This is a genomic window from Kitasatospora sp. NPDC002551 (genome assembly GCF_040296005.1).
Classification (GTDB): domain Bacteria; phylum Actinomycetota; class Actinomycetes; order Streptomycetales; family Streptomycetaceae; genus Kitasatospora.
Genome location: NZ_JBEOWI010000015.1, coordinates 93,234 through 116,941, shown reverse-complemented (window position 1 = coordinate 116,941; position 23,708 = coordinate 93,234). Strand labels below are relative to the sequence as shown.

Annotated in this window: 24 protein-coding genes; 11 read left to right on the top strand and 13 right to left on the bottom strand. The window is 75.0% G+C overall.

The window, feature by feature from the left end; genetic code table 11:
- Positions 1 to 10: 10 nt before the first annotated feature.
- Entirely contained in the window at positions 11 to 661 is a 651-nt protein-coding gene (locus tag ABT093_RS16130; protein WP_350564615.1) for an HD domain-containing protein, read from the bottom strand.
- Positions 662 to 742: 81 nt separating this feature from the next.
- Between ABT093_RS16130 and ABT093_RS16125 the strand changes: the two genes are divergently transcribed.
- The 3 genes from ABT093_RS16125 (at position 743) to ABT093_RS16115 (ending at position 2,948) form a co-directional block, all read left to right on the top strand.
- The gene (locus ABT093_RS16125; RefSeq protein WP_350564614.1) at positions 743 to 1,135 is read left to right on the top strand and encodes a PadR family transcriptional regulator; all 393 of its coding nucleotides are present in this window, start codon (positions 743 to 745) and stop codon (positions 1,133 to 1,135) included.
- A complete protein-coding gene (locus ABT093_RS16120; protein ID WP_350564612.1) occupies positions 1,132 to 2,097 on the top strand; it encodes a hypothetical protein in 966 nt (321 codons plus the stop codon). Before ABT093_RS16125 ends, ABT093_RS16120 begins: the two co-directional genes overlap by 4 nt.
- Positions 2,098 to 2,261: 164 nt before the next feature.
- Positions 2,262 to 2,948, top strand: coding sequence for a copper homeostasis protein CutC (locus tag ABT093_RS16115; protein WP_350564610.1), 687 nt, complete (start codon positions 2,262 to 2,264; stop codon positions 2,946 to 2,948).
- A 65-nt stretch (positions 2,949 to 3,013) separates the two neighbouring features.
- Here the strand turns inward: ABT093_RS16115 and ABT093_RS16110 are convergent, their stop codons facing one another.
- From ABT093_RS16110 to ABT093_RS16100, 3 genes are all read right to left on the bottom strand, one after another.
- Positions 3,014 to 5,065, bottom strand: a complete 2,052-nt coding sequence (locus tag ABT093_RS16110) for a HelD family protein (RefSeq protein ID WP_350564608.1) — start codon at positions 5,063 to 5,065, stop codon at positions 3,014 to 3,016.
- Between the two features lie 238 nt (positions 5,066 to 5,303).
- Positions 5,304 to 6,941 (bottom strand): DNA repair helicase XPB, encoded by a 1,638-nt coding sequence (locus tag ABT093_RS16105; RefSeq protein WP_350564606.1) that lies wholly within the window; start codon positions 6,939 to 6,941, stop codon positions 5,304 to 5,306.
- 115 nt (positions 6,942 to 7,056) lie between these two features.
- Positions 7,057 to 7,461 carry a hypothetical protein gene (locus ABT093_RS16100; protein WP_350564604.1) on the bottom strand — a complete coding sequence of 135 codons (405 nt, stop codon included), beginning with the start codon at positions 7,459 to 7,461 and terminating at the stop codon, positions 7,057 to 7,059.
- A 129-nt stretch (positions 7,462 to 7,590) separates the two neighbouring features.
- Between ABT093_RS16100 and ABT093_RS16095 the strand changes: the two genes are divergently transcribed.
- Positions 7,591 to 7,857 carry a hypothetical protein gene (locus ABT093_RS16095; protein WP_350564602.1) on the top strand — a complete coding sequence of 89 codons (267 nt, stop codon included), beginning with the start codon at positions 7,591 to 7,593 and terminating at the stop codon, positions 7,855 to 7,857.
- 4 nt (positions 7,858 to 7,861) lie between these two features.
- Here ABT093_RS16095 and ABT093_RS16090 read toward each other — a convergent pair whose 3' ends face one another.
- A complete protein-coding gene (locus ABT093_RS16090) occupies positions 7,862 to 10,369 on the bottom strand; it encodes a helicase-associated domain-containing protein (RefSeq protein WP_350564600.1) in 2,508 nt (835 codons plus the stop codon).
- Between the two features lie 199 nt (positions 10,370 to 10,568).
- On the opposite strand from ABT093_RS16090, the gene ABT093_RS16085 reads away from it, so the two are divergent.
- Positions 10,569 to 11,615: a hypothetical protein gene (locus ABT093_RS16085; RefSeq protein WP_350564598.1), complete on the top strand. Its 1,047-nt coding sequence runs from the start codon at positions 10,569 to 10,571 to the stop codon at positions 11,613 to 11,615.
- Positions 11,616 to 11,788: 173 nt separating this feature from the next.
- Entirely contained in the window at positions 11,789 to 12,154 is a 366-nt protein-coding gene (locus ABT093_RS16080) for a VOC family protein (RefSeq protein ID WP_350564597.1), read from the top strand.
- Here the strand turns inward: ABT093_RS16080 and ABT093_RS16075 are convergent.
- The 5 genes from ABT093_RS16075 to ABT093_RS16055 all read right to left on the bottom strand — a co-directional run bounded on the left by ABT093_RS16075 (position 12,151) and on the right by ABT093_RS16055 (position 16,137).
- A complete protein-coding gene (locus ABT093_RS16075) occupies positions 12,151 to 12,780 on the bottom strand; it encodes a potassium channel family protein (protein ID WP_350564595.1) in 630 nt (209 codons plus the stop codon). The two genes, ABT093_RS16080 and ABT093_RS16075, sit on opposite strands and share 4 nt — an antisense overlap.
- 5 nt (positions 12,781 to 12,785) lie before the next feature.
- A complete protein-coding gene (locus ABT093_RS16070) occupies positions 12,786 to 12,926 on the bottom strand; it encodes a hypothetical protein (RefSeq protein WP_350564593.1) in 141 nt (46 codons plus the stop codon).
- A gap of 153 nt (positions 12,927 to 13,079) precedes the next feature.
- A complete protein-coding gene (gene tatA / locus ABT093_RS16065; protein WP_350564591.1) occupies positions 13,080 to 13,385 on the bottom strand; it encodes a Sec-independent protein translocase subunit TatA in 306 nt (101 codons plus the stop codon).
- A gap of 349 nt (positions 13,386 to 13,734) precedes the next feature.
- Positions 13,735 to 14,373, bottom strand: a complete 639-nt coding sequence (locus ABT093_RS16060) for a class I SAM-dependent methyltransferase (RefSeq protein ID WP_350564589.1) — start codon at positions 14,371 to 14,373, stop codon at positions 13,735 to 13,737.
- Positions 14,374 to 14,589: 216 nt separating this feature from the next.
- A complete protein-coding gene (locus ABT093_RS16055; protein WP_350564587.1) occupies positions 14,590 to 16,137 on the bottom strand; it encodes an MFS transporter in 1,548 nt (515 codons plus the stop codon).
- 109 nt (positions 16,138 to 16,246) lie between these two features.
- Between ABT093_RS16055 and ABT093_RS16050 the strand changes: the two genes are divergently transcribed.
- Entirely contained in the window at positions 16,247 to 16,861 is a 615-nt protein-coding gene (locus ABT093_RS16050) for a TetR/AcrR family transcriptional regulator (RefSeq protein ID WP_350564586.1), read from the top strand.
- 30 nt (positions 16,862 to 16,891) lie between these two features.
- Here ABT093_RS16050 and ABT093_RS16045 read toward each other — a convergent pair whose 3' ends face one another.
- Complete coding sequence (locus ABT093_RS16045) at positions 16,892 to 17,209, bottom strand: cupin domain-containing protein (RefSeq protein WP_350564584.1); 318 nt, start codon at positions 17,207 to 17,209, stop codon at positions 16,892 to 16,894.
- A 170-nt stretch (positions 17,210 to 17,379) separates the two neighbouring features.
- Between ABT093_RS16045 and ABT093_RS16040 the strand changes: the two genes are divergently transcribed.
- Positions 17,380 to 17,646 (top strand): hypothetical protein, encoded by a 267-nt coding sequence (locus ABT093_RS16040; protein ID WP_350564582.1) that lies wholly within the window; start codon positions 17,380 to 17,382, stop codon positions 17,644 to 17,646.
- A gap of 63 nt (positions 17,647 to 17,709) precedes the next feature.
- Here ABT093_RS16040 and ABT093_RS16035 read toward each other — a convergent pair whose 3' ends face one another.
- Positions 17,710 to 18,867, bottom strand: a complete 1,158-nt coding sequence (locus tag ABT093_RS16035; RefSeq protein ID WP_350564580.1) for an acyl-CoA dehydrogenase family protein — start codon at positions 18,865 to 18,867, stop codon at positions 17,710 to 17,712.
- 218 nt (positions 18,868 to 19,085) lie between these two features.
- Positions 19,086 to 19,400: a hypothetical protein gene (locus ABT093_RS16030; RefSeq protein ID WP_350564578.1), complete on the bottom strand. Its 315-nt coding sequence runs from the start codon at positions 19,398 to 19,400 to the stop codon at positions 19,086 to 19,088.
- Positions 19,401 to 19,664: 264 nt separating this feature from the next.
- On the opposite strand from ABT093_RS16030, the gene ABT093_RS16025 reads away from it, so the two are divergent.
- The 3 genes from ABT093_RS16025 (at position 19,665) to ABT093_RS16015 (ending at position 23,526) form a co-directional block, all read left to right on the top strand.
- The gene (locus tag ABT093_RS16025) at positions 19,665 to 20,384 is read left to right on the top strand and encodes a DedA family protein (RefSeq protein ID WP_350564576.1); all 720 of its coding nucleotides are present in this window, start codon (positions 19,665 to 19,667) and stop codon (positions 20,382 to 20,384) included.
- Positions 20,385 to 20,511: 127 nt separating this feature from the next.
- Positions 20,512 to 22,347, top strand: a complete 1,836-nt coding sequence (locus ABT093_RS16020) for a threonine/serine exporter family protein (RefSeq protein WP_350564574.1) — start codon at positions 20,512 to 20,514, stop codon at positions 22,345 to 22,347.
- Between the two features lie 69 nt (positions 22,348 to 22,416).
- Positions 22,417 to 23,526 (top strand): hypothetical protein, encoded by a 1,110-nt coding sequence (locus tag ABT093_RS16015; protein WP_350564573.1) that lies wholly within the window; start codon positions 22,417 to 22,419, stop codon positions 23,524 to 23,526.
- Positions 23,527 to 23,708 lie beyond the last annotated feature (182 nt).

The window sequence follows — 23,708 nt, the reverse complement described above, 5'->3', positions numbered from 1 at the left end:
TCCCCCGGGCTCAGCCGGCGGCCTCCAGGCGGGCGAGTTCGGCGGCCAGGTTGGCCCGGGCGGCGGCGTCGAAGCGGGCGTGCGCGGTGGGCGTGCGGTAGAGCGCGGGGAGCGCGAGCAGCTGCCGGAGCACGGCCGCGCGCCCCGCGCGGAAGTCCGGCTCGGGTACGAAGGCGTACTCCTCCCGGACCGCCGCCGCGTATGCCGCGTAGGCCGCCGGCGGACCGCCGAGGACGGCGAGGTCGGCGTCGCACAGGACCTCGCCGTCGCGGTCCCCGGGCCCGGGGTGGTGGGTGACGGTGAGCCGGACCAGCCGGGCGACCTCCTCGACCCGGGCCGCGGGCAGCCCCGCGGCGGTGAGCGCCCGGACGGCGAGGACGGCGCTGCGTTCCTCGTTCTCCGAGCGGTCCGGGCGGTAGACGGCGTCGTGGAACCAGGCGGCCAGCCGGACGGCGTCCGGGTCGTCGGCGTGCCCGGCGAGCGCGTCGACGTGGCCCAGCACCGCGTCCAGGTGGTCGGTGGTGTGGTAGCGGCGCTGCGGCTCGGACCAGCGGCGCAGCAGCTCCCGGCCAGCCGGCGCGGGGTCGGTCCGCGTGCCGCAGCGGTGCAGCAGGGCCGTCCAGGCGGCGAGCAGTTCCTCGGAGCGCGGGGTGTCGGGCATGGGGCCATTCTGCTGGTCGGGGAGGCCCGGTCGGCCGATTCCCCTGGACTTGATATGTCGGCGACCTGTATATGTAGCTTCATGACAGAACGGGCCATGCAGGAACCGACGCTGCTCCTGCTCACCGCGCTGGCCGACGCCCCCAGGCACGGCTACGCGCTCATCCAGGAGATCGGCGAGATCTCCAACGGCCGGGTCAAGATGCGGACCGGCACGCTGTACGGCGCTCTCGACCGGCTGCTCCAGCAGGGCCTGATCGAGGTCGCCGCGGAGGAGATCGTCGACGGCCGGGCCCGGCGCACCTACGCGCTCACCGAGGGCGGGCGGGGGGCCCTGGCCACCGAGGCGGAGCGGCTGCGCGCCGTCGCCGAGGAGGCCCAGCGACGGCTGGCGGCCGTGCGTCCGGCAGCCGTCCGGCCCGCCGCGGGATCGGCCAAGCTCGCATTCATCAAGGTCAGGGGGGCCTTCGCATGACGACGCAGACTTTCCCCGGGATGGTGGCCGATCCGGTGGCGTTCCGCGCCGCGCTGCGGCTCTACCCGGCCCGCTACCGGCGCGAGCGCGGCGACGAACTGTCCGCCGTCTTCGCCGACAGCACGGACGGGGCCGGCCGGCTCGCCACCGTCCGGGAGGCCCTCGACCTCGGGACGTACGGGCTGCGGATGCGCACCGGTCTGACCTCCACCTCGCTCGCCGGGCGGCTGCTCGCGGTGGCCGCGCCGCTGATCGCCGGGGCGATCGCGGGGGCGGGTCTGGCCCGCGGCGTGTACGACGCCGTCCGCCCCGCGTGGCACTCGAACTGGGACCTGCCGGACCACCTCGTCCAGGTGCCCGCCTACCTCTGGTACGTCGGTCAGGTGATCGTGCCGCTCCTGCTGGTCGCCGCCGTCCTGGCGGGCCGGTGGCGGCTCGCCAGGACGGCGGCGCTCGCCGTGGCGGCCGTCGGCGCGCTGGGAGTGCTGCTGTCGGCCGTGGTCATGCCCAACGGCTGGCTGGCCGTCCTGCAGTCCTGCGAGGCGACTCCGCAGCTGTTCGCCGGCCTGTTGTTCGCGCTCGCGCCGCAGGACCTGCTGGAGCGGCCGGCCCGGCGCGAGCGGGTCCTGGTGGTGGCCGCGCTGGCCGGTGGCGGGCTGGTCCTGGTGGCGCAGGACTTCTACAGCTCCTTCGTGCTGATGGACGGCGTGGCGGCCGGGGCGCTGCTGTTCGTCCCGCTGGCCGTGCTGCTGTTCGCGGCGCGGGAGTGGCTGCTGCCGGCGGCGGCCGGACTCGCGGCGCTGGCGCTGACCTTCTCGTTCAACCTGTTCCGGCTTTGGCAGGCGGCCGGCGGTGTGTGGCGGCTGCTCCCGGCGGCGGCCGCGGCGCTGGCGGTGCTGCTGGCGGCCGGCTGGCTGCTGCGCCGGGGCGCCGGGGCGGGAGGTGGCCGGAGCCTCGCCTGAGGAGCGGGGACGGCCGGGGCCTCGCCGCCCCGCGAACGGCCGGACGACCGGGGTGTGGGACCCGGTCGCCCGGCCGTCGCGCGTTCCCGGGCGGGGGTGCGTTGTCCGGCCAACTGGCCGCACGGGGCTCGCCGGGGGCGGACCGATGTGGCAGGCTATCGGATATGTCTAGACCAATTTTCGAAGTCATCGCGCTGACGCCCCAGGACGCCCAGGCCGCCGAGTCGGGCGGCGCCGACCGGCTCGAACTGGTCACCGACATGGCCGCCGACGGGCTCACCCCCGCGGTCGAGGACTTCGCCAAGATCCGCGCCACCGTCGACATCCCGCTGCGCGTCATGCTCCGCATCCGGGACGGCTTCGCGCCCGGCGACCTGGACGAGCTGCGGGCCCGCGCCGCCGCGCTCCGGGCCGAGGGCGCCGACGAGTTCGTCTTCGGCTTCCTCGACGCCGAGGGCCGGGTCGACCTGGCCGCCACCGAGGCCGTCGCCGAGGCGGTGGCCGGCTGCCGCTGGACCTTCCACCGGGCGATCGACCACAGCGCCGACCGGGCCGCCGTCCGGGCCGCCGTCGGCGCGCTGCCCGGGCTGGACACCTTCCTCACCTCCGGCGCGGCCGGCGGCGTGGACGCCGGCCGGGACGTCCTGCGGGCCGAGCTGGCCCGGGCCGGCGAGCCCGGGTACACCCAGCGGATCCTGATCGGCGGCGGCCTGCGGGCCGAGCACCTGCCGCAGCTGCGGGCCGCCGGGTTCGACGCCTTCCACGTCGGCGGCGCGGTCCGGCCCGAGGGCTGGCGCTCGCCGGTGGACGCCGCCAAGGTCGCCGAGTGGCGGGCGCTGATCGACGGCTGACGCCCCGTGGTGCGGCCCGGAGCCGGGGCCGGCCCGCCGTTCGGCGACGGGCCGGCCCCGTCCGTTCAGCGCAGCTGCTCCGGCAGTGGCCGCGCGTGCAGCACCTCCAGGCCGGAGACCGCACGGGTCAGCGCCACGTACAGCCGGCGCAGGCCGGTCCGCTCGTCCGGCTCGCCCGCGACCACCGCGGCGGGCTCGTCCAGCACCACGTAGTCGTACTCCAGGCCCTTGGCCAGCGAGGCCGGGACGAGCGTCAGACGGGTCTCGGCGCTGGTCTCGGCGCCGGGGGAGAGGTGCGCCAGACCGGCCGCCGCCAGCGCCTGCGCCAGCTGCGGGACACGCGCGTCGGCGGCGATCAGGCCGGTCGACCCCTCCCGCTCCAGTGCCCGGCGACAGGCCACGATCACGGCCTCCGCCCACTCCTCCTCGACGATGTGACGCACCGTCAGGGATCCTGGGGCCTCGCGGACCGAACTGGCCGGGTTCAGGCCCGGGGCGATCGACGGCAGCAGCCGGGAGGCGTACGCGATGACCTCCTCCGGCACCCGGAAGCCCTTGGTCAGCTCCTCGACGTGGGCGGCCGGCTTGCCCAGGTGGTGCAGCGCCTCCGGCCAACTCGTCGTCGCCCAGGGGGTGGTGCCCTGGGCGAGGTCGCCCAGCACGGTCGCCGAGCCGGTGGTGCAGCGCCGGCCGACCGCCCGGTACTGCATCGGCGAGAGGTCCTGCGCCTCGTCCAGCACCACGTGGCCCAGCGAGGCGGTGCGCCGCACCAGGTCGGTCGCCTCGTCGACGAGGACGGCGTCGGCGGCGGTCCAGCGGGCGGTCTTCACCGAGCGGCCGCGCTTGGGCCACAGCACGGCGGCCTGCTCCTCGGCGCTCAGCACGCCGTCCGCGCAGGCGGCCAGGAACTCCGGCTCGGAGAGCAGCCGCAGCACCAGCTTGGCCGGGTCGACCGCCGGCCAGCAGGCCCTGACCACCGCCTTCACGGCGGTGTTGCGGGCCACCGCGTCCTGCACCCGGTCGTCCGGCGCCTCGCCGGCCTGCTCCATCTTCAGCAGCACGGTGTGCGCGATCCGCTGCGGCAGCGCCTCGGCGGCCGCTCCGTAGCGGATGTCGCGGCCCTTCAACTCCTCGATGATCTCCGTGAGTTCGTGGACCGGGACGCGCCAGCGGCGGGAACCGCGGATCACCACGCAGGGCTCGGTGGGCAGCGCGATGCCGGAGCGGACCGCGCGGCGCAGCACCTCGGCCATCCGGGCGTCGCCCTTCAGCCGGGCCGCCCGCGGCGAGTCCTCGCCGCGCACCTCGACGTGCCCGACCAGTTGCTGCACGGTGGCCTGCGCGACGTCCAGCTCGCCCAGCGCGGGCAGCACCTGCTCGATGTAGGAGAGGAAGGCGTTGTTCGGGCCGATCACCAGGGTGCCGGTGCGGGCCAGCCGCTCGCGGTGCGCGTACAGCAGGTACGCCACACGGTGCAGGCCGACGGCGGTCTTCCCGGTGCCGGGGGCGCCCTGCACGCAGAGGGTGCCGGAGATGTCGGCGCGGACGATCTCGTCCTGCTCCGGCTGGATGGTCGCCACGATGTCGCGCATCGGGCCGACGCGGGGCTTCTCGATCTCGGCGGCCAGCAGGGCGGAGGAGGTGTCGCCCTCGGCGGGGTCGGAGAGGTGCTCGTCCTCGTACGCGGTGAGCTCGCCGCCGGTGTAGCCGAAGCGGCGGCGGCGCTCGACGTCCAGTGGTTCGGTGCGGCTGGCCCGGTAGAACGGCTGGGAGACCGGCGCGCGCCAGTCGATCACCATCGGGTCGCCGTCGGCGTCGTGCACGTGGCGGCGGCCGATGTAGAAGCTCTCCCCGCCGGATCCCTCGCTCAACTCCTCGCTGATCGCGTGCAGGTAGTCGAGCCGGCCGAAGAACAGCGGGGTGTGCGAGAGGTCGGCCAGGGCGGCGATCCTGGCCTCGATCTGGTTCTGCAGCACCAGGGCGGTGACCCAGGTGCCGGTGACGTCACGGATGTCCAGGGACTCGACGTCCTCGCGCATCGCGCGCAGCGCGGCCCTGGACGCGGCCAGGTGGTCGCGTTCGCGCTGCAGGGGGTCGGTGAGGGGGGTGGCGGGCACAGCGAACCTTCCCGGCTGCCCCGGATGCGGGCGCAGCGGATCGTAGGAGCTCACGGTGGATACAGCCGGCCGGTTGCCGAACGGCCGACACCTCCCCCGGCTGCCTGCGCGCCTACAGCAGGTACCACGGTTCGGGAGGGGGCAGACGGACGATCCTAGTCGCGTCCGCCCCTCCGATCCACCCCTGCCACGCCCACCGCGCCCGCACCGCGCCCGCACCGCGCCCGCACCGCGCCCGCTACAGGACGTCGTCCGCGTCGATGATCCGGTAGGCGTAGCCCTGCTCGGCGAGGAAGCGCTGGCGGTGGGCGGCGAAGTCCTGGTCGACGGTGTCCCGGGCGACCACCGAGTAGAAGTGGGCGGCGTGCCCGTCCGCCTTGGGGCGCAGGACCCGGCCGAGGCGCTGGGCCTCCTCCTGCCGGGAGCCGAAGGTGCCGGAGACCTGGATGGCGACGGTCGCCTCCGGCAGGTCGATGGAGAAGTTGGCGACCTTGGAGACGACCAGGACGCTGATCTCCTTGTTGCGGAAGGCGTCGAACAGCTTCTCGCGCTGGGTGTTGCTGGTCTCGCCCTTGATCACCGGGGCGTCCAGGGCCTCGCCGAGCTCGTCCAGCTGGTCGATGTACTGGCCGATGATCAGCGTCTGGTCCTTCTCGTGCTTCCTGACCAGGGCCTCCACCACCCGGCGCTTGGTGGCCGTGGTCGCGCAGAAGCGGTACCGCTCCTCGGGCTCCGCGGTCGCGTAGGCGAGCCGCTCGGAGTCGGTGAGGGTGACCCGGACCTCGCAGCAGTCGGCGGGCGCGATGTAGCCCTGCGCCTCGATCTCCTTCCACGGCGCGTCGAAGCGCTTGGGGCCGATCAGGCTGAACACGTCGCCCTCGCGGCCGTCCTCGCGCACCAGGGTGGCGGTCAGGCCGAGCCGGCGGCGGGCCTGCAGGTCGGCGGTGAACTTGAACACCGGGGCCGGCAGCAGGTGGACCTCGTCGTAGACGACCAGGCCCCAGTTGCGGGCGTCGAAGAGCTCCAGGTGGGCGTAGACGCCCTTCCGCTTGGTGGTCATCACCTGGTAGGTGGCGATGGTGACCGGGCGGATCTCCTTCCTGGTGCCGCTGTACTCGCCGATCTCGTCCTCGGTGAGCGTGGTCCGCTTGACCAGCTCGTGCTTCCACTGGCGGGCCGAGACGGTGTTGGTGACCAGGATCAGGGTGGTCGACTTGGCGTGCGCCATCGCCGCCGCGCCGACCAGCGTCTTGCCGGCGCCGCAGGGCAGCACCACGACGCCCGAGCCGCCGTGCCAGAAGCCCTCCACCGCCTGCGCCTGGTAGGGGCGCAGGCTCCAGCCGTCCTCGGCCAGGTCGATCGGGTGCGCCTCGCCGTCCACGTAGCCGGCGAAGTCCTCGGCGGGCCAGCCGAGTTTCAGCAGCACCTGCTTGATCTGGCCGCGCTCGGAGGGGTGCACCACCACGGTGTCCGGGTCGACCCGGGCGCCCACCAGCGGCACGATCTTCCTGGACCGCAGCACCTCCTCCAGCACCGGCCGGTCGGTGGTGGTGAGCACCAGTCCGTGGGTCGGGTGCTTGAGCAGCCGCAGCCGCCCGTACCGGGCCATCGTGTCGGCCACGTCGACCAGCAGCGCGTGCGGCACCGGGTAGCGCGAGTACGTCACCAGGGCGTCCACGACCTGTTCGGCGTCGTGGCCCGCGGCCCGCGCGTTCCACAGCCCGAGCGGCGTCACCCGGTACGTGTGCACGTGCTCGGGCGCCCGCTCCAGCTCCGCGAACGGCGCGATGGCCCGGCGGCAGTCGGCGGCCTTGGGGTGGTCGATCTCCAGGAGAAGAGTTTTGTCGCTCTGGACGATGAGCGGTCCGTCGTTCACGCGGGGGTGCCCTCCACTGGCTGACAGGTCTGTCGGGTCTGCGGGTCCTTCGGGACGCCGACCCTCCAGTGTCGCCCATCCGGCCGGGTGGACGGGACCGCTCGGGGCGGCCGGGCTACTTCCACTCGTGGAAGCTGCCGGTGGACTTGCCGTCCGGGGCGACCTCGTACTCGAAGAGGCCGACGACGTGGTTGAGGCGGTCGAGCCGCGGTGAGGCGGTGTGGAAGAAGAGGGAGCCGCGCCAGCTGGTGCCGCCGCCCTCGGTGAAGTGGCCGATGCCGGTGCCGTGCCAGACGACGCTCTGGCCGTCGGCCGTCATGTCGACGCCCTGGCCCTCGCCGCGCAGGGTGCCGTCGGCCCGCAATTCGGACTCGTAGGTGCCGAAGCCGGTGACGGCGGTGCCGTAGTAGCTGCCGCTGCCCTCGAACGAGACCTCGACGACGACGTGGCCGTCCCCGGCGTCGAGGACGCGCCGGCCGGTGTCCTGGCCCTGGGTGTCGCCTATGAGATCGCCGAGCATGATGACTCCTTTCGTCACCCCCCGCATTCCGGACTAAGCCGGTGTGGGCGGGTCGTCAACTGCCGGTACGCGCGGTGCGGACGGGGTGGCGGGGGGTGACCGGGGGAGGGCCGGCTCGTTGGGCAGGGCATGAACAAGTCGAAGCGCGTCCTCACCGCCCTCGCCCTCGCCGGTACGGCCTTCGCCGCGACCGCCACCACCGCCACCTCCGCGCACGCGATCGCGGGCATCGGGGAGGGACCGGGCGGGCTGCTGGCGTCGCCCGGGTTCCTGCTCGCCGACCTGGCCGGGGCCAACAGTGTGATGCCGGTCGGGCAGGGCGACCTCGCCGCCATGGCGGATAAGGCGATCAAGGAGAAGCAGGCCGAGCAGGCGGCCCAGCAGCAGGGCCACTGAGGCGCTACTCGTCCAGTTCGGCGACGCCGGTGATCCGGTGCAGCGCGAAGGTGCGCAGTTCGCCGTCGTGGTGGTCGAAGGCGGTGACGTAGCCGCCTTCGACCTTGACCGGGTCGATGATCCGCTGGCTGGCGAGGCCCTCCGCGTTGAGGTAGCCGATCCACATCCGCTCGCCGAGCAGCACCGCCGTCTGCAGCGCGGCGAGGGTCTCGGCGGCGGCGGTGCGCGGGAGTTGACGCCCGGTCGGGGCGGCCGGCTCGCGGCGGGCGGCGGTGGCGGCCCGGTCGCCGGCCCGGATCGCCTTGACGGCGGCGGCGAGCAGGGTGTCGTCCGGCGCGGGCGGGCCGTCCGGGACGGGCACCGGGGCCGCCCGCGGCGGGGTGCGGTGGCTGTCCGGGCGGGTGATCAGCACGTCGCCCTCGGCGGACTCGGCGGCCGGCGCGTAGCCCATGGCGCGCAGGCTCGCGAGCAGGACGTCGGGTGCGGCCTGGGCGGCCAGCACGGTGGGCGCGAGCAGCCGCAGCCGCAGGTCCACGGAGCGGCGGTCGGCCAGGATCTCGTTCAGCAGGGACGGGTCGTCGCAGCGCAGGTAGGACGAGGCGGCGCCGACCCGCAGCAGGCCGTGCCGGCGGGCGACGTCGTCGATCAGGTAGGCGAGCGGCTGCGGGACCGGCGTGCGGGAGTGCTGCTCCAGGAAGGCCCGCAGGTCGGCGGCGGTGCGTCCGGCGTCCAGGGCGCGGCGCACCGACCCGGGGGTGAACCGGTAGACGGTCGCGCCGCCCTTGGACTCGATGTCGGCGCAGAGCGCGAGCGCCTGGGCGAGCGGGGTGAGCAGCGGGCCGGGGGCGATCGCGGTGAGGTCCGGCTGCAGGATGACGTGGTCCAGCGGCTGCGGCAGCAGCGGGGCGAGCACGGCGGCCGGGTCGTGCTCGGCGGTGAGCAGGGCGCGGGCGGGGGCGGCGAGCGCGCCGCGGCCGGTGATGCCGAGGAGTTCGGCCTCGGCCAGGGTCCAGGCGACCAACTGGTCGCGCAGGTCGCCGGCGCCGTCGGGGGCGGCCGGTCCGCCGCGCAGCGGGCGCTGCCAGCGCAGCGTGGGCAGCAGTTCCCCGGCGGTGGCCGGCGTGCCGGGCGGGAGTTCGGCGAGCAGCGCGAGGGCGGCGCGGCGCACGGACGGGGCGAGGGTGCGGTCCAGCTCCGGGCCGAGTACGGCGCGCGGCTTGCCCTTGCCGTCGGGGGAGCCGGCGAGGGCCGGGACGCGGGTGGCGGCGAGCCAGCCGCGGGCCAGCACGGTCCACCGCTCGGCGGTGTCCAGCCGCAGCCACTCGTCGTAGCCAGGGGTCGGCGCCCAGTGTTCGTCGACCTCGCCGTCCGGGGCCAGCAGCCCGGCGGTGTAGGCGAGTTCGAGCCAGAAGGCGGCGACTGTCTCGGTGCTCTCCAGCGCCTGGGCGGTGCGCTTGAGGTCACGCACGCCGAGGCCGCCGGCGCGCAGGGTGGGCGGCGGGGTGAGGCCCCAGAGGTCGAGGAGTTCCTCGACGGTCCGCACGGCGGTGTGCGCCTGCCCGGCGGCGGCGCCGTCCACCACCTGCGGGTCGCGCGGGGCGGCGGCCGGCGCGGGCTCGGGCGGGAGCGGTTCGACGGTGCGGTGCGAGCGGCCGCCGCGCAGGTGCAGGGCGAGTTCGCGGGGCAGCACGACGCTGCCGGGGCTGCTGGGCAGCAGCAGGCCGCGGGCCAGCAGCCACTCGACCGGGCTCTGCGCGTCCTCGGCGGTGACCGGGCGGGTGGCGTCCGGGACGGTGCCGGTGGGCGGGCCCCAGACCAGTCGTTCGAGCAGCCGCAGGGCGGGTTCGGGGGCGGTGGCGAGCAGTTCCTCGCAGCGGGCGCGGTCGGAGAGCAGCGTGGTGAACGCGGCGACGGCGGTGACCGGGTCGGGCGTCGCGGGCTGTCCGGCGGAGGCGAGCAGCTGCTGCAGGCGGGCCGGGGACATGCCGGTGCTGGCCTCGGCGAAGGTCGGGCCGAGGCCGGTGCGGCCGGGGTTCGTGGCGGTCGGGGCGAGCGCCTCGCGGGCGGCGATGACCAGGCGCATCCGGTTGTCCGGGCCCCAGAGCAGGGCGCGGTCGCGCAGGGTGGCCAGGGCGCGGGGGAGCGCGGCGGCGACGGCGGAGCGGTCGGCGGCGCTCAGCGGGGTGGCGCCGGGGTGCGGCTTCACCCTGGCCGGGCCGGCCAGCAGGGTGCGGACGGCGGTGGGCGGGGAGCCGTCGGGGAGCGCGGCGAGGGCCTCGGCGGCCTGCAGGGTGAAGCGGTCCAGCCGCTCCAGCGCGCGCAGCGCCGAGGCGCGGGAGGAGAGCCGGGCGGTGAGCTGGGTGAGGTCGCCGGGCACGGGGTTGAGCAGGTCGGGGCGGGAGCGGAGCAGGGCGGCGAGGTCGTCGTCGGGCCGGGCGCGGAGTTCCTCGGCGAGGGTGCGGGGGCCGGCGGCGGACTTGGCCTGGCGTTGGGGGCCCTGCTGTGCGGTCATTCGACCTAGGTTAGTCGGGCGGCGGCGGGACGGGAGGGCCGCGGCGTCGGCGCAACGGCCGGTGCGGCGGGGCGCGCCCGGGGGCGCTCGGGCTCGCGTGGCGGGGCGGCGGGTGGGTACCGTCACGGTCGGCGGGGATGACGCCGCGTCCGGACGCGTGGCGGATCCGGTTCGGTACGGGCAAGGCGGGGTGTGCGGGATGTCGGACGGCGAGTGGTGGCGCAAGCAGGGGCCCTGGAGCGAGCCGCCGGGTGCCCAGGGGTCCGCGGGTCAGGGCGGGGGTGGCGACGGGGACAGCGTGTACGCGCAGGAGCCGGCGCCCGCCGATCCGCCGCGCCCCCCGGTGCCGCCGCGCCCCGCCGGACCGCCGTCCGCGCCGTCGTCCGCGCCTGACGGCGGGCCGGACGCCGCCCCGCCCGCCGGGTTCCTGCCGCGCCCCGCGCGCTCCGCGCCGTCCGCGCCGTCCGGACAGGACGGCGGCTCGCCGTGGATCGCGAAGCCGGCCGAGGGCGCCCCCGTCGACCCCGAGGCGCTGCCGCCCGCGTACCGCGCCGTGAACGCGGGCGACTGGGACTACGTGAGCATCGACTTCGGGGACGGCCCGGCCGCCTCCAACCGGCCGATCCCCGAGCAGCGGACCGCCCCCGAGGACGAGACCGTGCCCGACGCGGGCGAGGAGGCCGCGAAGGGCGGCCGGGCGGGGCCCGCGACCGCCGAACCGCCCGGCGCCGCCACCCGGAAGGAGAAGCGCCGGGCGAGGAAGGTCATGGCGCGCAAGGGCCGGCCGGCCACGGACGGCGCCGCCCCGGCCGACGGCACCGCCGACGCCCCCGCGGCCCCCGGTGCCGCGGGCAAGGCCGCGAAGTCCGGGCCCGCTCCGCGCCGGCCCTCGCCGCTGCTGCTGCTCTCCGCCGCCGTGCTGATCGGCGGCGCCGTCACCGGGCAGCTGATCGCCATGCTGATCGGCTGGGCGCTCGGCTACCTCTCGCGCCACCTGTCCGACCTCACCCGCAAGGTGGCCGTCTTCGGGATCCCGCTGATGACGATCAGCGGCAGTTCGCTCTGGGTCTGGGGCCGCGCCCAGGGCCGCTGGGGCACGGCCCTGAACCCGGGCGAGCAGGCCAACCAGGTGGTGTGGGAGTCCGCGCCGGGCGTGCTGCGGGTGGCGGCCGCGGGGTCGGCCGTCTTCCTGCTGCTGATGTCGCTGCGCCGGCGCGGTGGCGGGGCGGCCGGCGCCGACGGATAACTCACCTGCGGCGCAGGGGAGAAGAGCGAAGAAGTCGCCTGCTGTTCATCGTCCGCCGTGCGGGCTCTGACGGTGCGGACCTCCGCCTCCTGGGCGGTGGTGGCCGGCGAGCCGGGCCTGGTCCCGGCGTAGTCGCCGGTGGTCCGCCGGTCCGGTCCGGCACAATCGGCGGCATGCTGAGAATCGGTTCGGTGGTGCTCGGAGTGGCGGACGTCCGCCGCGCGGCGGCGTTCTGGGGCGAGGCCCTCGGCTACGCCCCCCGCGACGGGGCGGCCGAGGAGGACTGGGTGGTGCTCGTCCCGGCGGACGGTGCGGCCGGCGTGCAGGTGGCGCTCGGCCGCAGCGTCACGCCGCCGCAGCGGCACCCACGCGTCCACCTGGACCTCTACGCGGCGGACCAGGAGGCCGAGGTGGAGCGGCTGACCGGCCTCGGCGCGCGGCGGGTCGACTGGGACCTCTATCCGCCGGACCCGGACTTCGTGGTCGTCGAGGACCCCGACGGGAACCGCTTCTGCGTGATCGACAGCAGCCGCTCCTAGCCGTCCTCGTGGTGGGGCTTGTGGCGGTGGCGGCGGCCGCGGCGGTGCTCGCGCCCGAGGTCCTCGCGGTGGGCGCGGGTCTCCATGTTGGTGCGGATGGTCCGGCTCAGGGCACCGGCGGCGGCCGCCAGGAAGACGAAGTTGTAGGTGATCTGCAGCAGCACCACCAGCCGCGGACCCTGACCGGCCGGGGTGATGTCGCCGTAGCCGATGGTCGCCATGGTGACGACCGTGAAGTACAGCGAGTCCAGCCGGGTCTCCAGCCCGACGAACTCACCCGGCCGGTCGGCCAGCACGTAGTAGGTGGCGGCGAAGACGGTCAGCGAGAGGCAGATCAGGAAGGCCAGCCAGACCACGTGGTGACGGCCCGTGCCGCGGAAGGTGTCGACGATCCGGGCCACCAGCAGCCCGGTCAGCCCGGTCAGCACCGCCCCGAACAGCACCCAGCTCAGCCCCGGGCGGTCGTCGCCCAGGGTGCGCAGCGGCAGGCTGAAGTAGCCGAGCATCAACAGGGTGAACGAGCCGATCAGCAGGCCCCAGGCCCGCAGGTCAGGTCGGCCCCCGGGCGGGACGGGCGGCGGGGGAGCCGAGGGGGGCGTCGGCGGGGACGGCTGGTGCGCGGCCACGCCGGTCAGCCCGCCCCGGCCGGGCCGGCGCCGGGCCGGTGAGGGAAGTCCGGCTCCCCGGGCGCGGCCACCACCCGGACCGCCGGCCGCAGGCGGCGCACCAGCGTGTCGGACACCGCCTGCGCCGCCGTCTCGCGGGCCGCCATCCGTCACCTCCGTTCCACCCGTCGTGCACACCAGGAGACAACGGATCAAAACGGACGGCCAGTCGAGTGCGGGAGCGGGGCGGCCGAACAGCCGGACACGACGAAGCCCCCGCCGCGGGGCGGGGGCTTCGGCCGGACTCGCGCCGCCTGCTCTCAGGCGGTGGTGGTGGTCCGCGGCTGCTCGGTGGCCTTGGTCACATTGGTCGGGGTGACGGCCTGGCGGGGCTGCTCGGCGGCCGGCTGCGCCGGGGCGGCGGTGCTCTGAGCGGTACCCTGGGCGGCGGCGTCGGCGGCGGCGGGGGTGTCGTCCTCGCGCATCGCCTTCGTCTCCGCCTTGAGGATCCGCATCGACTTGCCGAGGCCGCGGGCCATCTCCGGCAGCTTCTTCGACCCGAACAGCAGGATCACGACAGCCAGCACCACGAGCACGTGCCAGGGCTCAAGACCGTTACGCAGCATCCCTGGCCACCGGTCCCTTCTCGTCTAGAGTCATACGTCACAGTCGGGCAAAGCGCCCGTCCTGGCCAGTATGCCTGCCCGTGACGGCGAACGTATACACCGGCCGGGAAACGCTGGTCAAAAACCAGATGTTGCCCGGGCGGCCGGCGCGCACGGCCGCGGGCCCCGCCCGGCACGCCCCCATCACCCGAGGTCGGACCGCCCGGCACCGCTCCGGCCCCCCGGCCGCCCCCGGTGCGAGCGGGCCCCGGAGGCCCGGGGACCGCACCTCCCACGGCCCTTTTCCGCCGCCGTTTTGGCCGGTTCCGGCCGCCGCGCGGGCCCCGGTTCCCCGGCCGTCCGGTCGCGGTCAGTCCCGGCGGGCGAGCAGGTAGCCGCGGCGGGTCTGCGCCTCCTGCGGGTACGCGTCGCGCTCCAGCCGGGCCGTCACGGTGAACCCGGCCGAGGCCAGCGGGCCGGCGACGGCCCCGGCCTCCCGGAAGTGGAAGTCCACGTCCACCCGGTGGCCCCACCACTCCTCCAGCCGCCGCACCTCGGTGCCGAGGTGGAACGCCACCAGCAGCACCCCGGACGGCCGCAGCACCCGCCGCATCTCCTCGAAGGCCGGGCGCAGTTCCTCCGGTTCGAGGTGGATCACCGAGTAGAGCGCCACCGCGGCGGCGAACTCACCGTCCGGGGCCGGCAGCTCCAGCAGGTCGCCGACCCGGAACTCCGCTCCCGGGTGGTCCTGCCGGGCGACCGCCACCATCGCGGGCGAGAGGTCCACCCCGACCGCCGCCACCCCCTGCCCGGCCAGCCATCCCGCCACGTGCCCCGGCCCGCACCCCAGGTCCGCCACCGTCCCCCCGGCCGCCTCCTCGGCCACCACCCCCAGCAGCGCCCGGTCCATCACCTTGTACGCCAACTCACCCCCCACCCGCTCCCGGTAGTCCTGCGCCACCGCGTCGTAGCTGCCCCGAACCCGCCCGTGCCGATCGTCGTTGGTCATCCGGGAAGCCTGGCACGGGCCTTCCCCCGGTGCGGCCCCGTGTACGTGGGCCGGCCGGCCGGGTCGGCCGGCGCGCCGCCGTTCGAGGTGCGAGGTGGGGGGAAGCCGCCGGGGCGGTGGGGGCCCTGACCCCTCGGCGGTAACGGCGCGGCAGCCCCCGCCCGGGGGTGGGCGGGGGCTGCGATGACGCGCGTGCGGGGGGATCGGCGGTGGGGGTCAGGCGGCGGCCGGCTCGGGGGCGGGGGCCGGTGCGGCGGCCGGGAGGTGACGCATGAGGCGGTAGGCGAGGAGGGAGGCGCCGACCGTCAGGACGAGGCCGACGACGGCGGCGACGTGCAGGCCGTCGGTGAACGCGGTGCGGGCGGTGGCGAGGAGGTCGCCGCCGAGCCGGGCGGGCAGCTGGGCCGCGACGGTGACCGCGCCGCCGAGGGTGTCCTGCGCGGTGCGGGCGGCCTCGCCCTCCAGGCCGGCCGGGAGGGCGCCGTCCAGGTGGGAGCGGTAGACCGCGGCGCCGGCCGCGCCGAGCAGCGCGATGCCGAGGGAACTGCCGAGCTCGACGGCGGTCTCCGAGGTGGCGGAGGCGGCGCCGGCCCGCTCGACGGGGGCGGCGGAGACCACCATCTCGGCGGTGAGGGTCATGGTGCCGACGGTGCCGGCGGCCAGGACGCCCGCCGCGGTGAGGATGAACGCCAGCGGGGAGTCCGCGCCGACCCGGGTCATCATCGCGAAGCCGGCCGCGCCGACCAGGAAGCCGCCGGCCATCATCGCCGCCGGACGGACCCTGCCGGCGAGCGCCGAGCTCAGGCCGACGGCGGCGCCCACGCCGACGCTGGGGACCAGCGACCAGAGCGAGGCGGTGAGCGGGCTCATGCCCTTGACCAGCTGCAGGTACTGCGAGGTGAAGAGGGTGAAGCCCATCATCGCGAACATCGCCACGGTGTTGACGCTGATCGCCCCGCTGAAGGCGCGGATCCGGAACAGGCCGAGGTCGAGCAGCGGGTTGGCGGCGGTGCGCTGGCGCAGGTAGAACGCGCCGCCGAGCAGCAGGCCGGCCGGGACGGCGAGCGCGGCGAGCGGGTCCCAGCCGTCCACCGCGAGCGTCTTGACGCCGTAGACCAGCGGCAGGACGGCGGCCAGCGAGAGCGCGGCGCCGAGCAGGTCGAAGCTGCCGTGCTGCGGGGAGCGGTACTCGGGGAGCAGCACCGGGGCGGTGAGCAGGACCAGGGCCATCACCGGGACGGCGAGCAGGAAGGCCGAGCCCCACCAGAAGTGGTCGAGCAGCAGGCCGCCGGCGACGGGACCGAGGGTGGCGCCGGCGGTGAGGATGCCGCCCCAGGCGCCGAGCGCGACCTGGCGCTGCTTGGGGTCGTGGAACATGTTGCGGATCAGCGCGAGGGTCGAGGGCATCACGGTGGCCCCGGCGGCGCCCAGCAGGGCGCGGGCCGCGATCAGCTGGCCGGCGCTGTCCGCCGAGGCGGCGAGCAGCGAGGCACCGGCGAAGCCGGCGGCGCCGATCATCAGCAGCCGGCGGCGGCCGATCCGGTCGCCCAGCGCGCCCATGGTGATCAGCAGGCCGGCCAGCAGGAACGAGTACATGTCCATGATCCACAGCTGCTCGGTGCCGCTCGGCGCCAGCGTGGTGGAGATGTAGGGGACGGCGAAGAAGAGCACGCCCATGTCCATGGTGAGGACGAGGGTCGGGAGCAGCAGAACGGCCAGGCCGATCCATTCGCGACGGCCTGCGCGGCCGGTGGTTGCGGTCATGGGGGAGACAGTACGGACGTGTCAGACGCTTGTCTAGTACGAGCGTCTGAATCTATCGTGCAAGACATTCGTGCAAGACATCCGTCTTGATCGGACGTAGCATGCGGGCATGGGAAATCGTGAGGACCTCATGGCCGGCGCCAAGCGCTGCCTGATCGAGAAGGGCTACGGGCGCACCACCGCCCGGGACATCGCCACCGCCTCGGGCGTCAGCCTGGCGGCCATCGGCTACCACTTCGGCTCCAAGGAGGCGCTGCTCAACGCTGCGCTGATCGAGGCGACGGGGGAGTGGGGCCTCATGGTGGGGGCCGTGGTGGCGCGGGCCAACGAGGCGTCCGACGACCCGGAGGAGCGGTTCGTCGCCGTCTGGGACGGCGTGCGGCGGACCATCGCCGAGAACCGCGGCCTCTGGGCCTCGCAGTTCGAGGCGATGGTGCAGGTGGAGCGGGCACCGGAGCTGCGGGAGGCGCTGGCCGGGATCCAGAAGGACGGGCGGCTCGGGCTGGCGGCCCTGTTCCAGGGCCTCCCCGAGGTGCCGGACACCGAGGAGGAGCTGGCCCGCGGCACCTTCTACCAGGCGCTGCTGGTGGGCCTGGCCGGGCAGTGGCTGGCCACGCCCGAACTGGCGCCGGGCGGGCGGGACCTGCTGCGCGGGCTGGAGCTGGTCGGCGGCTCGGTGCTGAAGCCGAAGCCGGCGGCGGACTGGCACGGCCCGGCGGCCTGAACCCGGCCCGTACCCGTACCCGGCCGGGACTCAGGCGGTGACGGCCGTCAGCAGCACCACCGAGTCGACGTGGGCGAGCAGGCCGTGCCGCTCCTGCGGGACGGCCTGCAGCTCCCCCGCGGAGAGCTCCTCGCGCCGCCCGGCGATGGTGAGCGAGACCCGCCCGCGCAGCACCTGGACGCTGGCGGCCGCCGGGGCGTTGTGCTCGTCGAGCGAGGTGCCCGCGGTCAGCGCGATCACCGTCTGCCGCAGCACCCCGTCGTGCAGCACCAGATGGGCGCTGCGGCCGTGCGGGCTCTCGGCCGCCAGGGCCGCGTGCTCCGCGACGAGCTGTTCGAGATCGACCATCGCGCGTCCTCCTGCCGTCCGGGTGCCGTCCTGCTGCGCGGGCGCTCCTGCGGCCCAGCGTCCCGGACGCGCCCCGTGCCCGCACGCCGAGCCGCCCCGCACCCGCACGCCCGGCCGCGCGCGGATGCGCTCGGCGTGCGGCGGCGGCCGACTGCCTCCATCGTGGAGGCATGGCGACCAACGAGCGTTTTCTCAGCGGATTCCAGGTCAACCGCTCGCTGCTGGCCGGCGGCGCGTTGCTGACCGGCATCGGCGCGCTGTTCGGGACGGCGGGCGCGGTGATGGTGTGCGCGGCGCTGGCCACGGCCGGCCGCAAGTGGGTGCGCGGGCTGGACCGCCCGCCGTCCGCCATGGCCCAGCGGGCCCTGCACGAGGCCAAGGTGGCGTCGTCGGCCGGCTGGGACGCGTGGCGCGCCGAGCACCACTCGCCCAACTGACCGCGCGGGTGAACGGCGTACGGGCCGGCCCGTACGCCGCCTGCGGCAGCCCGCCGCGGCCCGTTACAGCCCGAGCGACTTGGCGACGATGCTGCGCATGACCTCGCTCGTACCACCGTAGATCCGGAACACCCGGTTGTCGGTGTAGAGCCGGGCGATCGGGTACTCCAGGATGTAGCCGTAACCGCCGTGCAGCTGCAGGCACTTGTCGATCACGCCGGACGCCGACTCGGTGCAGAACAGCTTGGCCGCGGCGGCGTCCGCCACCGTCAACCCGCCGTGCTGGTAGAGCTCCAGCGCGCGGTCGACCATCGACTGCTGCGCCACCACCTGGGCCTCGCAGTCGGCCAGCGTGAACTTGGTGTTCTGGAACTCGGCGACCGCCTTGCCGAACACCGTGCGGTCCTTCACGTACCGCACCGTGAACCGCACCGCCGCCGCGGAGGCCGCGTACGCGCCGACCGCGATCGCCAGCCGCTCCTGCACCAGGTTGTGGGTCAGGTACGCGAACGCCCGCCCCTCCTCGCCGAGCAGGTTCTCCACCGGCACCTTGACGTCCGAGAACGCCAGTTCGGCGGTGTCCGAGGTGCGCAGGCCGATCTTCTGCAGCTTGCGGCCGACGCTGTAGCCGGGGGAGGCGGTGTCCACGCAGAGGATGGAGAGCCCGGCCCGGCGGTTCTCCGGGTCGTACGGCGAGGTGCGGCAGACCACCAGGACGAGGTCGGCGAGGACGCCGCCGGTGATGAAGGTCTTGGCACCGTTGAGGACGTAGTGGGTGCCGTCCTCGGAGAGCCGCGCGGTGGTGGTGATGCCGGCGAGGTCGGAGCCGGCGCCCGGCTCGGTCATCGCGATCGCGGTCATCAGGTCGCCGGAGACGAAGCCGGGCAGCCAGCGCCGCTTCTGCTCCTCGGTCGCGTACTCCAGCAGATAGGGCAGCACCAGGCCGGTGTGCACCCCGGAGGAGCCGAAGCTGACGCCGGCCCGCGCCGTCTCCTCGGCGATCACCGCCTGGTACTTGAAACCGCTCTCGCCCGCGCCGTCGTACTCCTCGGGCACCTCGATGCCGAAGACCCCGAGCGCGCCGAGCCGGCGGTAGAAGTCCCGCGGCGGGTGGCCCTCGGCCTCCCAGCTCTCGTAGACGGGGACGACCTCGTTGGCGATGAAGTCCCGGATGGTCTCCCGGAAGGCCTCGTGGTCCTCGGTGAACACGGTGCGGCGCACGCTGGCGCCTCCCTTCGACGGTGCCTGACGTTCGGTGGAGCCCGACCGGGCGGGCCCGGGCGGCCCCGCCGATCGCCTCACCAGTCAATCCCGGGCGGCTGCGGCTGTCCAGGGTGGGGCCGGGCCGGACGCGACGCGGCCGGGTGCCGCCCCACCGGCGTGGGGCGGCACCCGGCCGGGACCGGAGGGGGTGCTCGGGGGCGGAGGGGGCGGGCCGTTCAGCCGCCGGCGGGCGGGACGATCGGGGGGGCGAGGTTGCCGTTGCCCCGCAGCGCGCCGATGCCGCCCGCGTTGCCGGTCACGGCGAGGGTGTTGGTCTGGTTGCCCGCACCGGAGCCGGTGGCGGTCTGCTGGGTGCCGGTCACGTTGCCGAGGACGTTGCCGATCACGTTGCCGGAGCCGGTGCTGCTCACCACGCCGCTGCTGGAGTGATGGTCCGCGCCGGCGCCGTTGTCGGCGTGCGCGGTGCCGATGCCCGCGAGGAGGAGGGCCCCGAGGGCGGTGACGGCGGCGGCTGCGCGGATACGGGACACGGTGGTCTCCCAGGAGTGGAGTGCGAATGGTGGCGTCCGGCGGAGTGGCCGCTCCGCGGCGCCGTGGCCTGACGTCGCCCGGCCAGCATTCACCGGTGCCCCGGACGAACTCCACCGAAGGGGTGGGGATTCGCCCGATGGTGGGATCCGGATGATGGTCCGACTACTGCCTGGAGCAGGGGTGTTCGATGACTCCTTGGTGAATGCTTTACTGTTTCATTGCCAAGAGTCGACCTTCCTACAGGCCCTCAGGAGTTCCGCCCCGTGACCAGCCTCGCCCTCGGCCCGTCCTGGCTCGATCCGACCCATCTGATCTCCACCTTCGGGCCGATCGGCATCCTGGCCATCGTCTTCGCCGAGTCCGGCCTGCTGATCGGCTTCTTCCTCCCCGGTGACTCGCTGCTCTTCACCACCGGCCTGCTGGTGGCCGGCGGCACCTACCTGCACCAGCCGCTCTGGCTGATCTGCGTGCTGATCGTGCTCGCGGCGGTGGCCGGCGACCAGGTCGGCTACCTGTTCGGACGGAAGGTCGGCCCCAGCCTGTTCCGGCGCCCCGACTCCCGGCTGTTCAAGCAGGAGAACGTGGAGAAGGCGGCGGCCTTCTTCGACCGGCACGGGCCGAAGGCGATCGTGCTGGCCCGCTTCGTGCCGATCGTCCGCACCTTCACCCCGATCGTCGCCGGGGTGAGCGGGATGAACTACCGCGTCTTCGTCCTCTTCAACGTGATCGGCGGCGTGCTGTGGGGCGCCGGTGTCACGGTGCTCGGCTACTTCCTCGGGCAGATCCCGTTCGTCCGGGACAACATCGAGGCGATCCTGGTCGGCATCGTGCTGGTCTCGGTGATCCCGGTCGCCGTCGAACTGCTCCGCGCCCGCCGCTCCGGCAGGGCCGTCCCCTCCGGTGCCGACGCCGCCGCGGGTCGGGCCGGCGACCGGCCGGCCGCCCCGGTCGCCGGAACCGGCGGCCGCCACCGCGCCGGGTAGGCGTCCGGAGGCGGCCGCGCCCGCCGCCGCGTACATGTGCGTCCGGCAGTTCGATCAGGCAAGGTGTATCCGGAGATCGAACGGCGGCCCGGGGGACCGGCACCGCCAGGGGCGGCAAGGAGCGGAAGTGCCGAAGCGGGGCCGACCGGGCGGCGGCAAGAGGGCCAGGGGCGGCCGGGGCGGCCGTCCGCAGCGGCAGGCCCGCCCGGCCGCCGGCGCGCGACCGGTCCACCCCTCCGAGGCGCCGCCCACCGAGGGGCTGCTCGGGCACCCCGCCCCGGTCTCCGAGCAGACCGTGGAGATCCCGCTCGCCCTGCCCGCCCCCGAGACCAAGGGCCTGCTGGCCCCGGAGCCCGAACCCGAGCCCGCGCCCGTGCCCGAGCCGGAACCCGCGCCCGCCGGGGAACCGCTCGCCCCGGTGTACCGCCGCCGCTCCGCGGCCGAGGACACCCTCACCCCCGAGGAGTGGCGGGCCGCCGGTTACACCCCGCCGACCGGCATCCCCCTCGGCGCCCTCAGCCCCGGCGCCCCCGGCGAGGCACCCTGGCCGGACCGGATGCGCACCCTGCTGCGCACCCCGATGTCCGAGCGCCCCGCCTTCGAGCGCAGCGCCCGCGAGCTGCATCCGGCCACCGCCTCCGCCGCCGCCCGCAACGTCCCGCGCATCCTCGACCTGACGCTGCGCATCGGCGAGCTGCTGCTGGCCAGCGGCGAGGCCGCCGAGGACGTCGAGGCGGCCATGCTCGGCATCGCGCACGCCTACCGGCTGGACCGCTGCGAACCGCAGGTCACCTTCACCCTGATCGGCATCTCGCACCAGCCCTCGCTGGTCGAACCGCCGATCACCGCCGACCGCGTGGTGCGCCGCCGCACCTCCGACTACACCCGGCTGAACGCCGTGTACGAGCTGGTCGCGGACATCACCGCGGAGAAGGTGAGCGTCAACGACGCCTACCGCCGGCTCGCGGTGATCCGCCGCAACCGGCACCCGTACGCGGCCTGGCTGCTCGCGCTGAACACCGGCCTGCTGGCCGGCGCGGCGACCTTCCTGGTCGGCGGGAAGATCGACGACAAGGCCTGGCTGGTCTTCCTCAGCGCCTTCGTCGCCGCCGTGCTCGGCGACCGGCTGGCCTCGCTGGTCGCCCGTCGCGGGCTGCCGGAGTTCTACCAGTTCGTGCTGGCCGCGATGCCGGCCGCCGCCTCCGGCATCGTGCTCTCCTTCAACGACCTTGGCCTGCGCGGCTCCGTGGTGATCACCGGTGGGCTGTTCGCGCTGCTGCCCGGACGCGCCCTGGTCGCCGCCGTGCAGGACGGCCTGACCGGCTTCTACATCACCGCCGCGGCCCGCCTGCTGGAGGTGATCTACCTGGTGGCGGGCATCGTCATCGGCGTGATGCTGATCCTCTACCTGGGCGTCGGCTTCGAGGCGAAGCTGCGCCCGGACGAGTCACTGGCCGGGATCAGCTACCCGCCGGTCCAGATGGTCGCCGCGATGGTGCTCACCCTCGCCTTCGCGATGCTGCTGCAGACCGACCGCCGCTCGCTCGCCCTGGTCACCCTGAACAGCGGCATCGGCTGGGCCAGCTACGGCGTGCTGGCCTACAACGCCGGGATCTCGCCGATCGTCGCGACCGGGGTGGCGGCCGGCCTGGTCGGCCTCTTCGGGCAGCTGATGGCGCGCTACCGCAACGGGTCCGCGCTGCCGTACGTCACCGCCGCGATCGGTCCGCTGATGCCCGGTTCGGCGCTCTACCTCGGCATGCTCTCGTTCGCCCAGGGCCACCCCAGCGGGGGCCTGGTGCAGATCACCCGGGCCGCCGCGATCGCGATGGCGCTGGCCATCGGCGTGAACCTGGGAGGCGAGATCGCCCGGCTCTTCATGAAGCTCCCGGTCGGGGTCGAGCGGCCCTCGCTCGCCCCGGTGATCCCCCGCCGGGCCGCCAAGCGCACCCGCGGCTTCTGACGCCGGGCGTTGGCCCGCGGGCCATGTCGCGGTAGGCCGCACGCAGCACCAGGAACGAAGGTAAGACCCATGACCACCTTGCTGGACGGCTACCGCGAGCACATCGTGGCCACGCACAAGCAACCGCTGTTCCTGCTGCTGGTCGGGTTCATCACCTCCTTCGTCTTCATCCGGTTCAGCGTGCGGATGATCAGGGCCCAGGTGCGCTGGTGGCCCGGCAACGTGACGCCCGGCGGGCTGCACATCCACCACATGGTCTTCGGCCTGGGGTTCCTGCTGGCCGGCGGCATCGGGGTGTTCGCGACCTACGGCGGGCACCCGTGGATCGACGTCTTCGGGCTGCTCTTCGGCATCGGCTGCGGCCTGGTGCTGGACGAGTTCGCGCTGATCCTGCACCTGGACGACGTCTACTGGAGCGAGCAGGGCCGCAAGTCGGTGGACGCGGTGATCTTCGGCATCCTCTTCACCGGCCTGCTGCTCGTCGGCTACGTCCCGCTCGGCGCCGAGCCCACCGGGGAGACCAGGTGGGGGCTGGTCACGGTGATCTCGGTGAACGCGCTGGCGATGGTCGTCACCCTGCTCAAGGGCAAGGTGTGGACCGGGCTGCTCGGCATCATGGTGCCCGGCCTCTCCTGGATCGGCGCGGTCCGGCTGGCCCGCCCGAGCAGCCCCTGGGCGCGCTGGCGGTACGCCGCGAGCCCGCGCCTGCGGGCCCGGGCGCTCCGGCGCGAGCGCCTTCTGCACCGGCGCGCGGACCGGGCCAGGACCTGGCTCTTCGACCTGATCGCCGGGGCGCCCGACAAGGTGCCGGCCCACCACCCGGCGGCCCACCGGGTGGCCGAGCGGATGGCCGCCCGGGCCACCGCCCACCTCGACGTGCACACCGCCCGGGCGCTGGCCCGGCGCTCCGCCCGGCTGGCCGACCGCCGCTCCGCGGCGGGCAGCGCGGAGCACCCGTCCGGGAGCCACCGGAGCACCGGTGGGGCCGGTGCGGCCGGGGGCGCGGCGGCGGACGGCGGGCCGGGCGACCGGGCGGGGCGGCAGGGCCGGGCCCAGCAGCGGCGCGGGGCGGTCCGGGCCGGCCGCAGCCGGACGTACGCGCTCGGCCGGGTCGGCCGCACGCCCCGGCCGGACCGGCACCGCTGGCTGCGGCCGCGCACCCGCCGGATGAGCCGCTAGACCGCCGCCGTCGGGGGCGCGGCCGGGGGCGGGCTTCGGTCGGATCATCCGATGGTCACCCGGTCGGAGGTGCGGGCTTGAGGTGTGAAGACGGCCCGGCTTGAGAACATGGCGGACAGTGACCGTCTTGTCATGGAATGGGGTGTTCCGTCGGGCCGCCGGCGGCGGGCACCGGACGCTCC

Bases quoted from the DNA above. Each gene is read 5' to 3' on its own strand.
- ABT093_RS16045 (WP_350564584.1), bottom strand. From the start codon at position 17,209: ATGGTCGATCTCGAACAGCTCGTCGCGGAGCACGCGGCCCTGGCGGCC.
- ABT093_RS16100 (WP_350564604.1), bottom strand. From the start codon at position 7,461: ATGCTCGGCGATCTCATAGGCGACACCCAGGGCCAGGACACCGGCCGG.
- ABT093_RS16125 (WP_350564614.1), top strand. From the start codon at position 743: ATGACAGAACGGGCCATGCAGGAACCGACGCTGCTCCTGCTCACCGCG.
- ABT093_RS16060 (WP_350564589.1), bottom strand. From the start codon at position 14,373: ATGACCAACGACGATCGGCACGGGCGGGTTCGGGGCAGCTACGACGCG.
- ABT093_RS16055 (WP_350564587.1), bottom strand. From the start codon at position 16,137: ATGACCGCAACCACCGGCCGCGCAGGCCGTCGCGAATGGATCGGCCTG.
- tatA (WP_350564591.1), bottom strand. From the start codon at position 13,385: ATGCTGCGTAACGGTCTTGAGCCCTGGCACGTGCTCGTGGTGCTGGCT.
- ABT093_RS16120 (WP_350564612.1), top strand. From the start codon at position 1,132: ATGACGACGCAGACTTTCCCCGGGATGGTGGCCGATCCGGTGGCGTTC.
- ABT093_RS16115 (WP_350564610.1), top strand. From the start codon at position 2,262: ATGTCTAGACCAATTTTCGAAGTCATCGCGCTGACGCCCCAGGACGCC.
- ABT093_RS16080 (WP_350564597.1), top strand. From the start codon at position 11,789: ATGCTGAGAATCGGTTCGGTGGTGCTCGGAGTGGCGGACGTCCGCCGC.
- ABT093_RS16050 (WP_350564586.1), top strand. From the start codon at position 16,247: ATGGGAAATCGTGAGGACCTCATGGCCGGCGCCAAGCGCTGCCTGATC.
- ABT093_RS16095 (WP_350564602.1), top strand. From the start codon at position 7,591: ATGAACAAGTCGAAGCGCGTCCTCACCGCCCTCGCCCTCGCCGGTACG.
- ABT093_RS16085 (WP_350564598.1), top strand. From the start codon at position 10,569: ATGTCGGACGGCGAGTGGTGGCGCAAGCAGGGGCCCTGGAGCGAGCCG.
- ABT093_RS16130 (WP_350564615.1), bottom strand. From the start codon at position 661: ATGCCCGACACCCCGCGCTCCGAGGAACTGCTCGCCGCCTGGACGGCC.
- ABT093_RS16090 (WP_350564600.1), bottom strand. From the start codon at position 10,369: ATGACCGCACAGCAGGGCCCCCAACGCCAGGCCAAGTCCGCCGCCGGC.
- ABT093_RS16070 (WP_350564593.1), bottom strand. From the start codon at position 12,926: ATGGCGGCCCGCGAGACGGCGGCGCAGGCGGTGTCCGACACGCTGGTG.
- ABT093_RS16015 (WP_350564573.1), top strand. From the start codon at position 22,417: ATGACCACCTTGCTGGACGGCTACCGCGAGCACATCGTGGCCACGCAC.
- ABT093_RS16040 (WP_350564582.1), top strand. From the start codon at position 17,380: ATGGCGACCAACGAGCGTTTTCTCAGCGGATTCCAGGTCAACCGCTCG.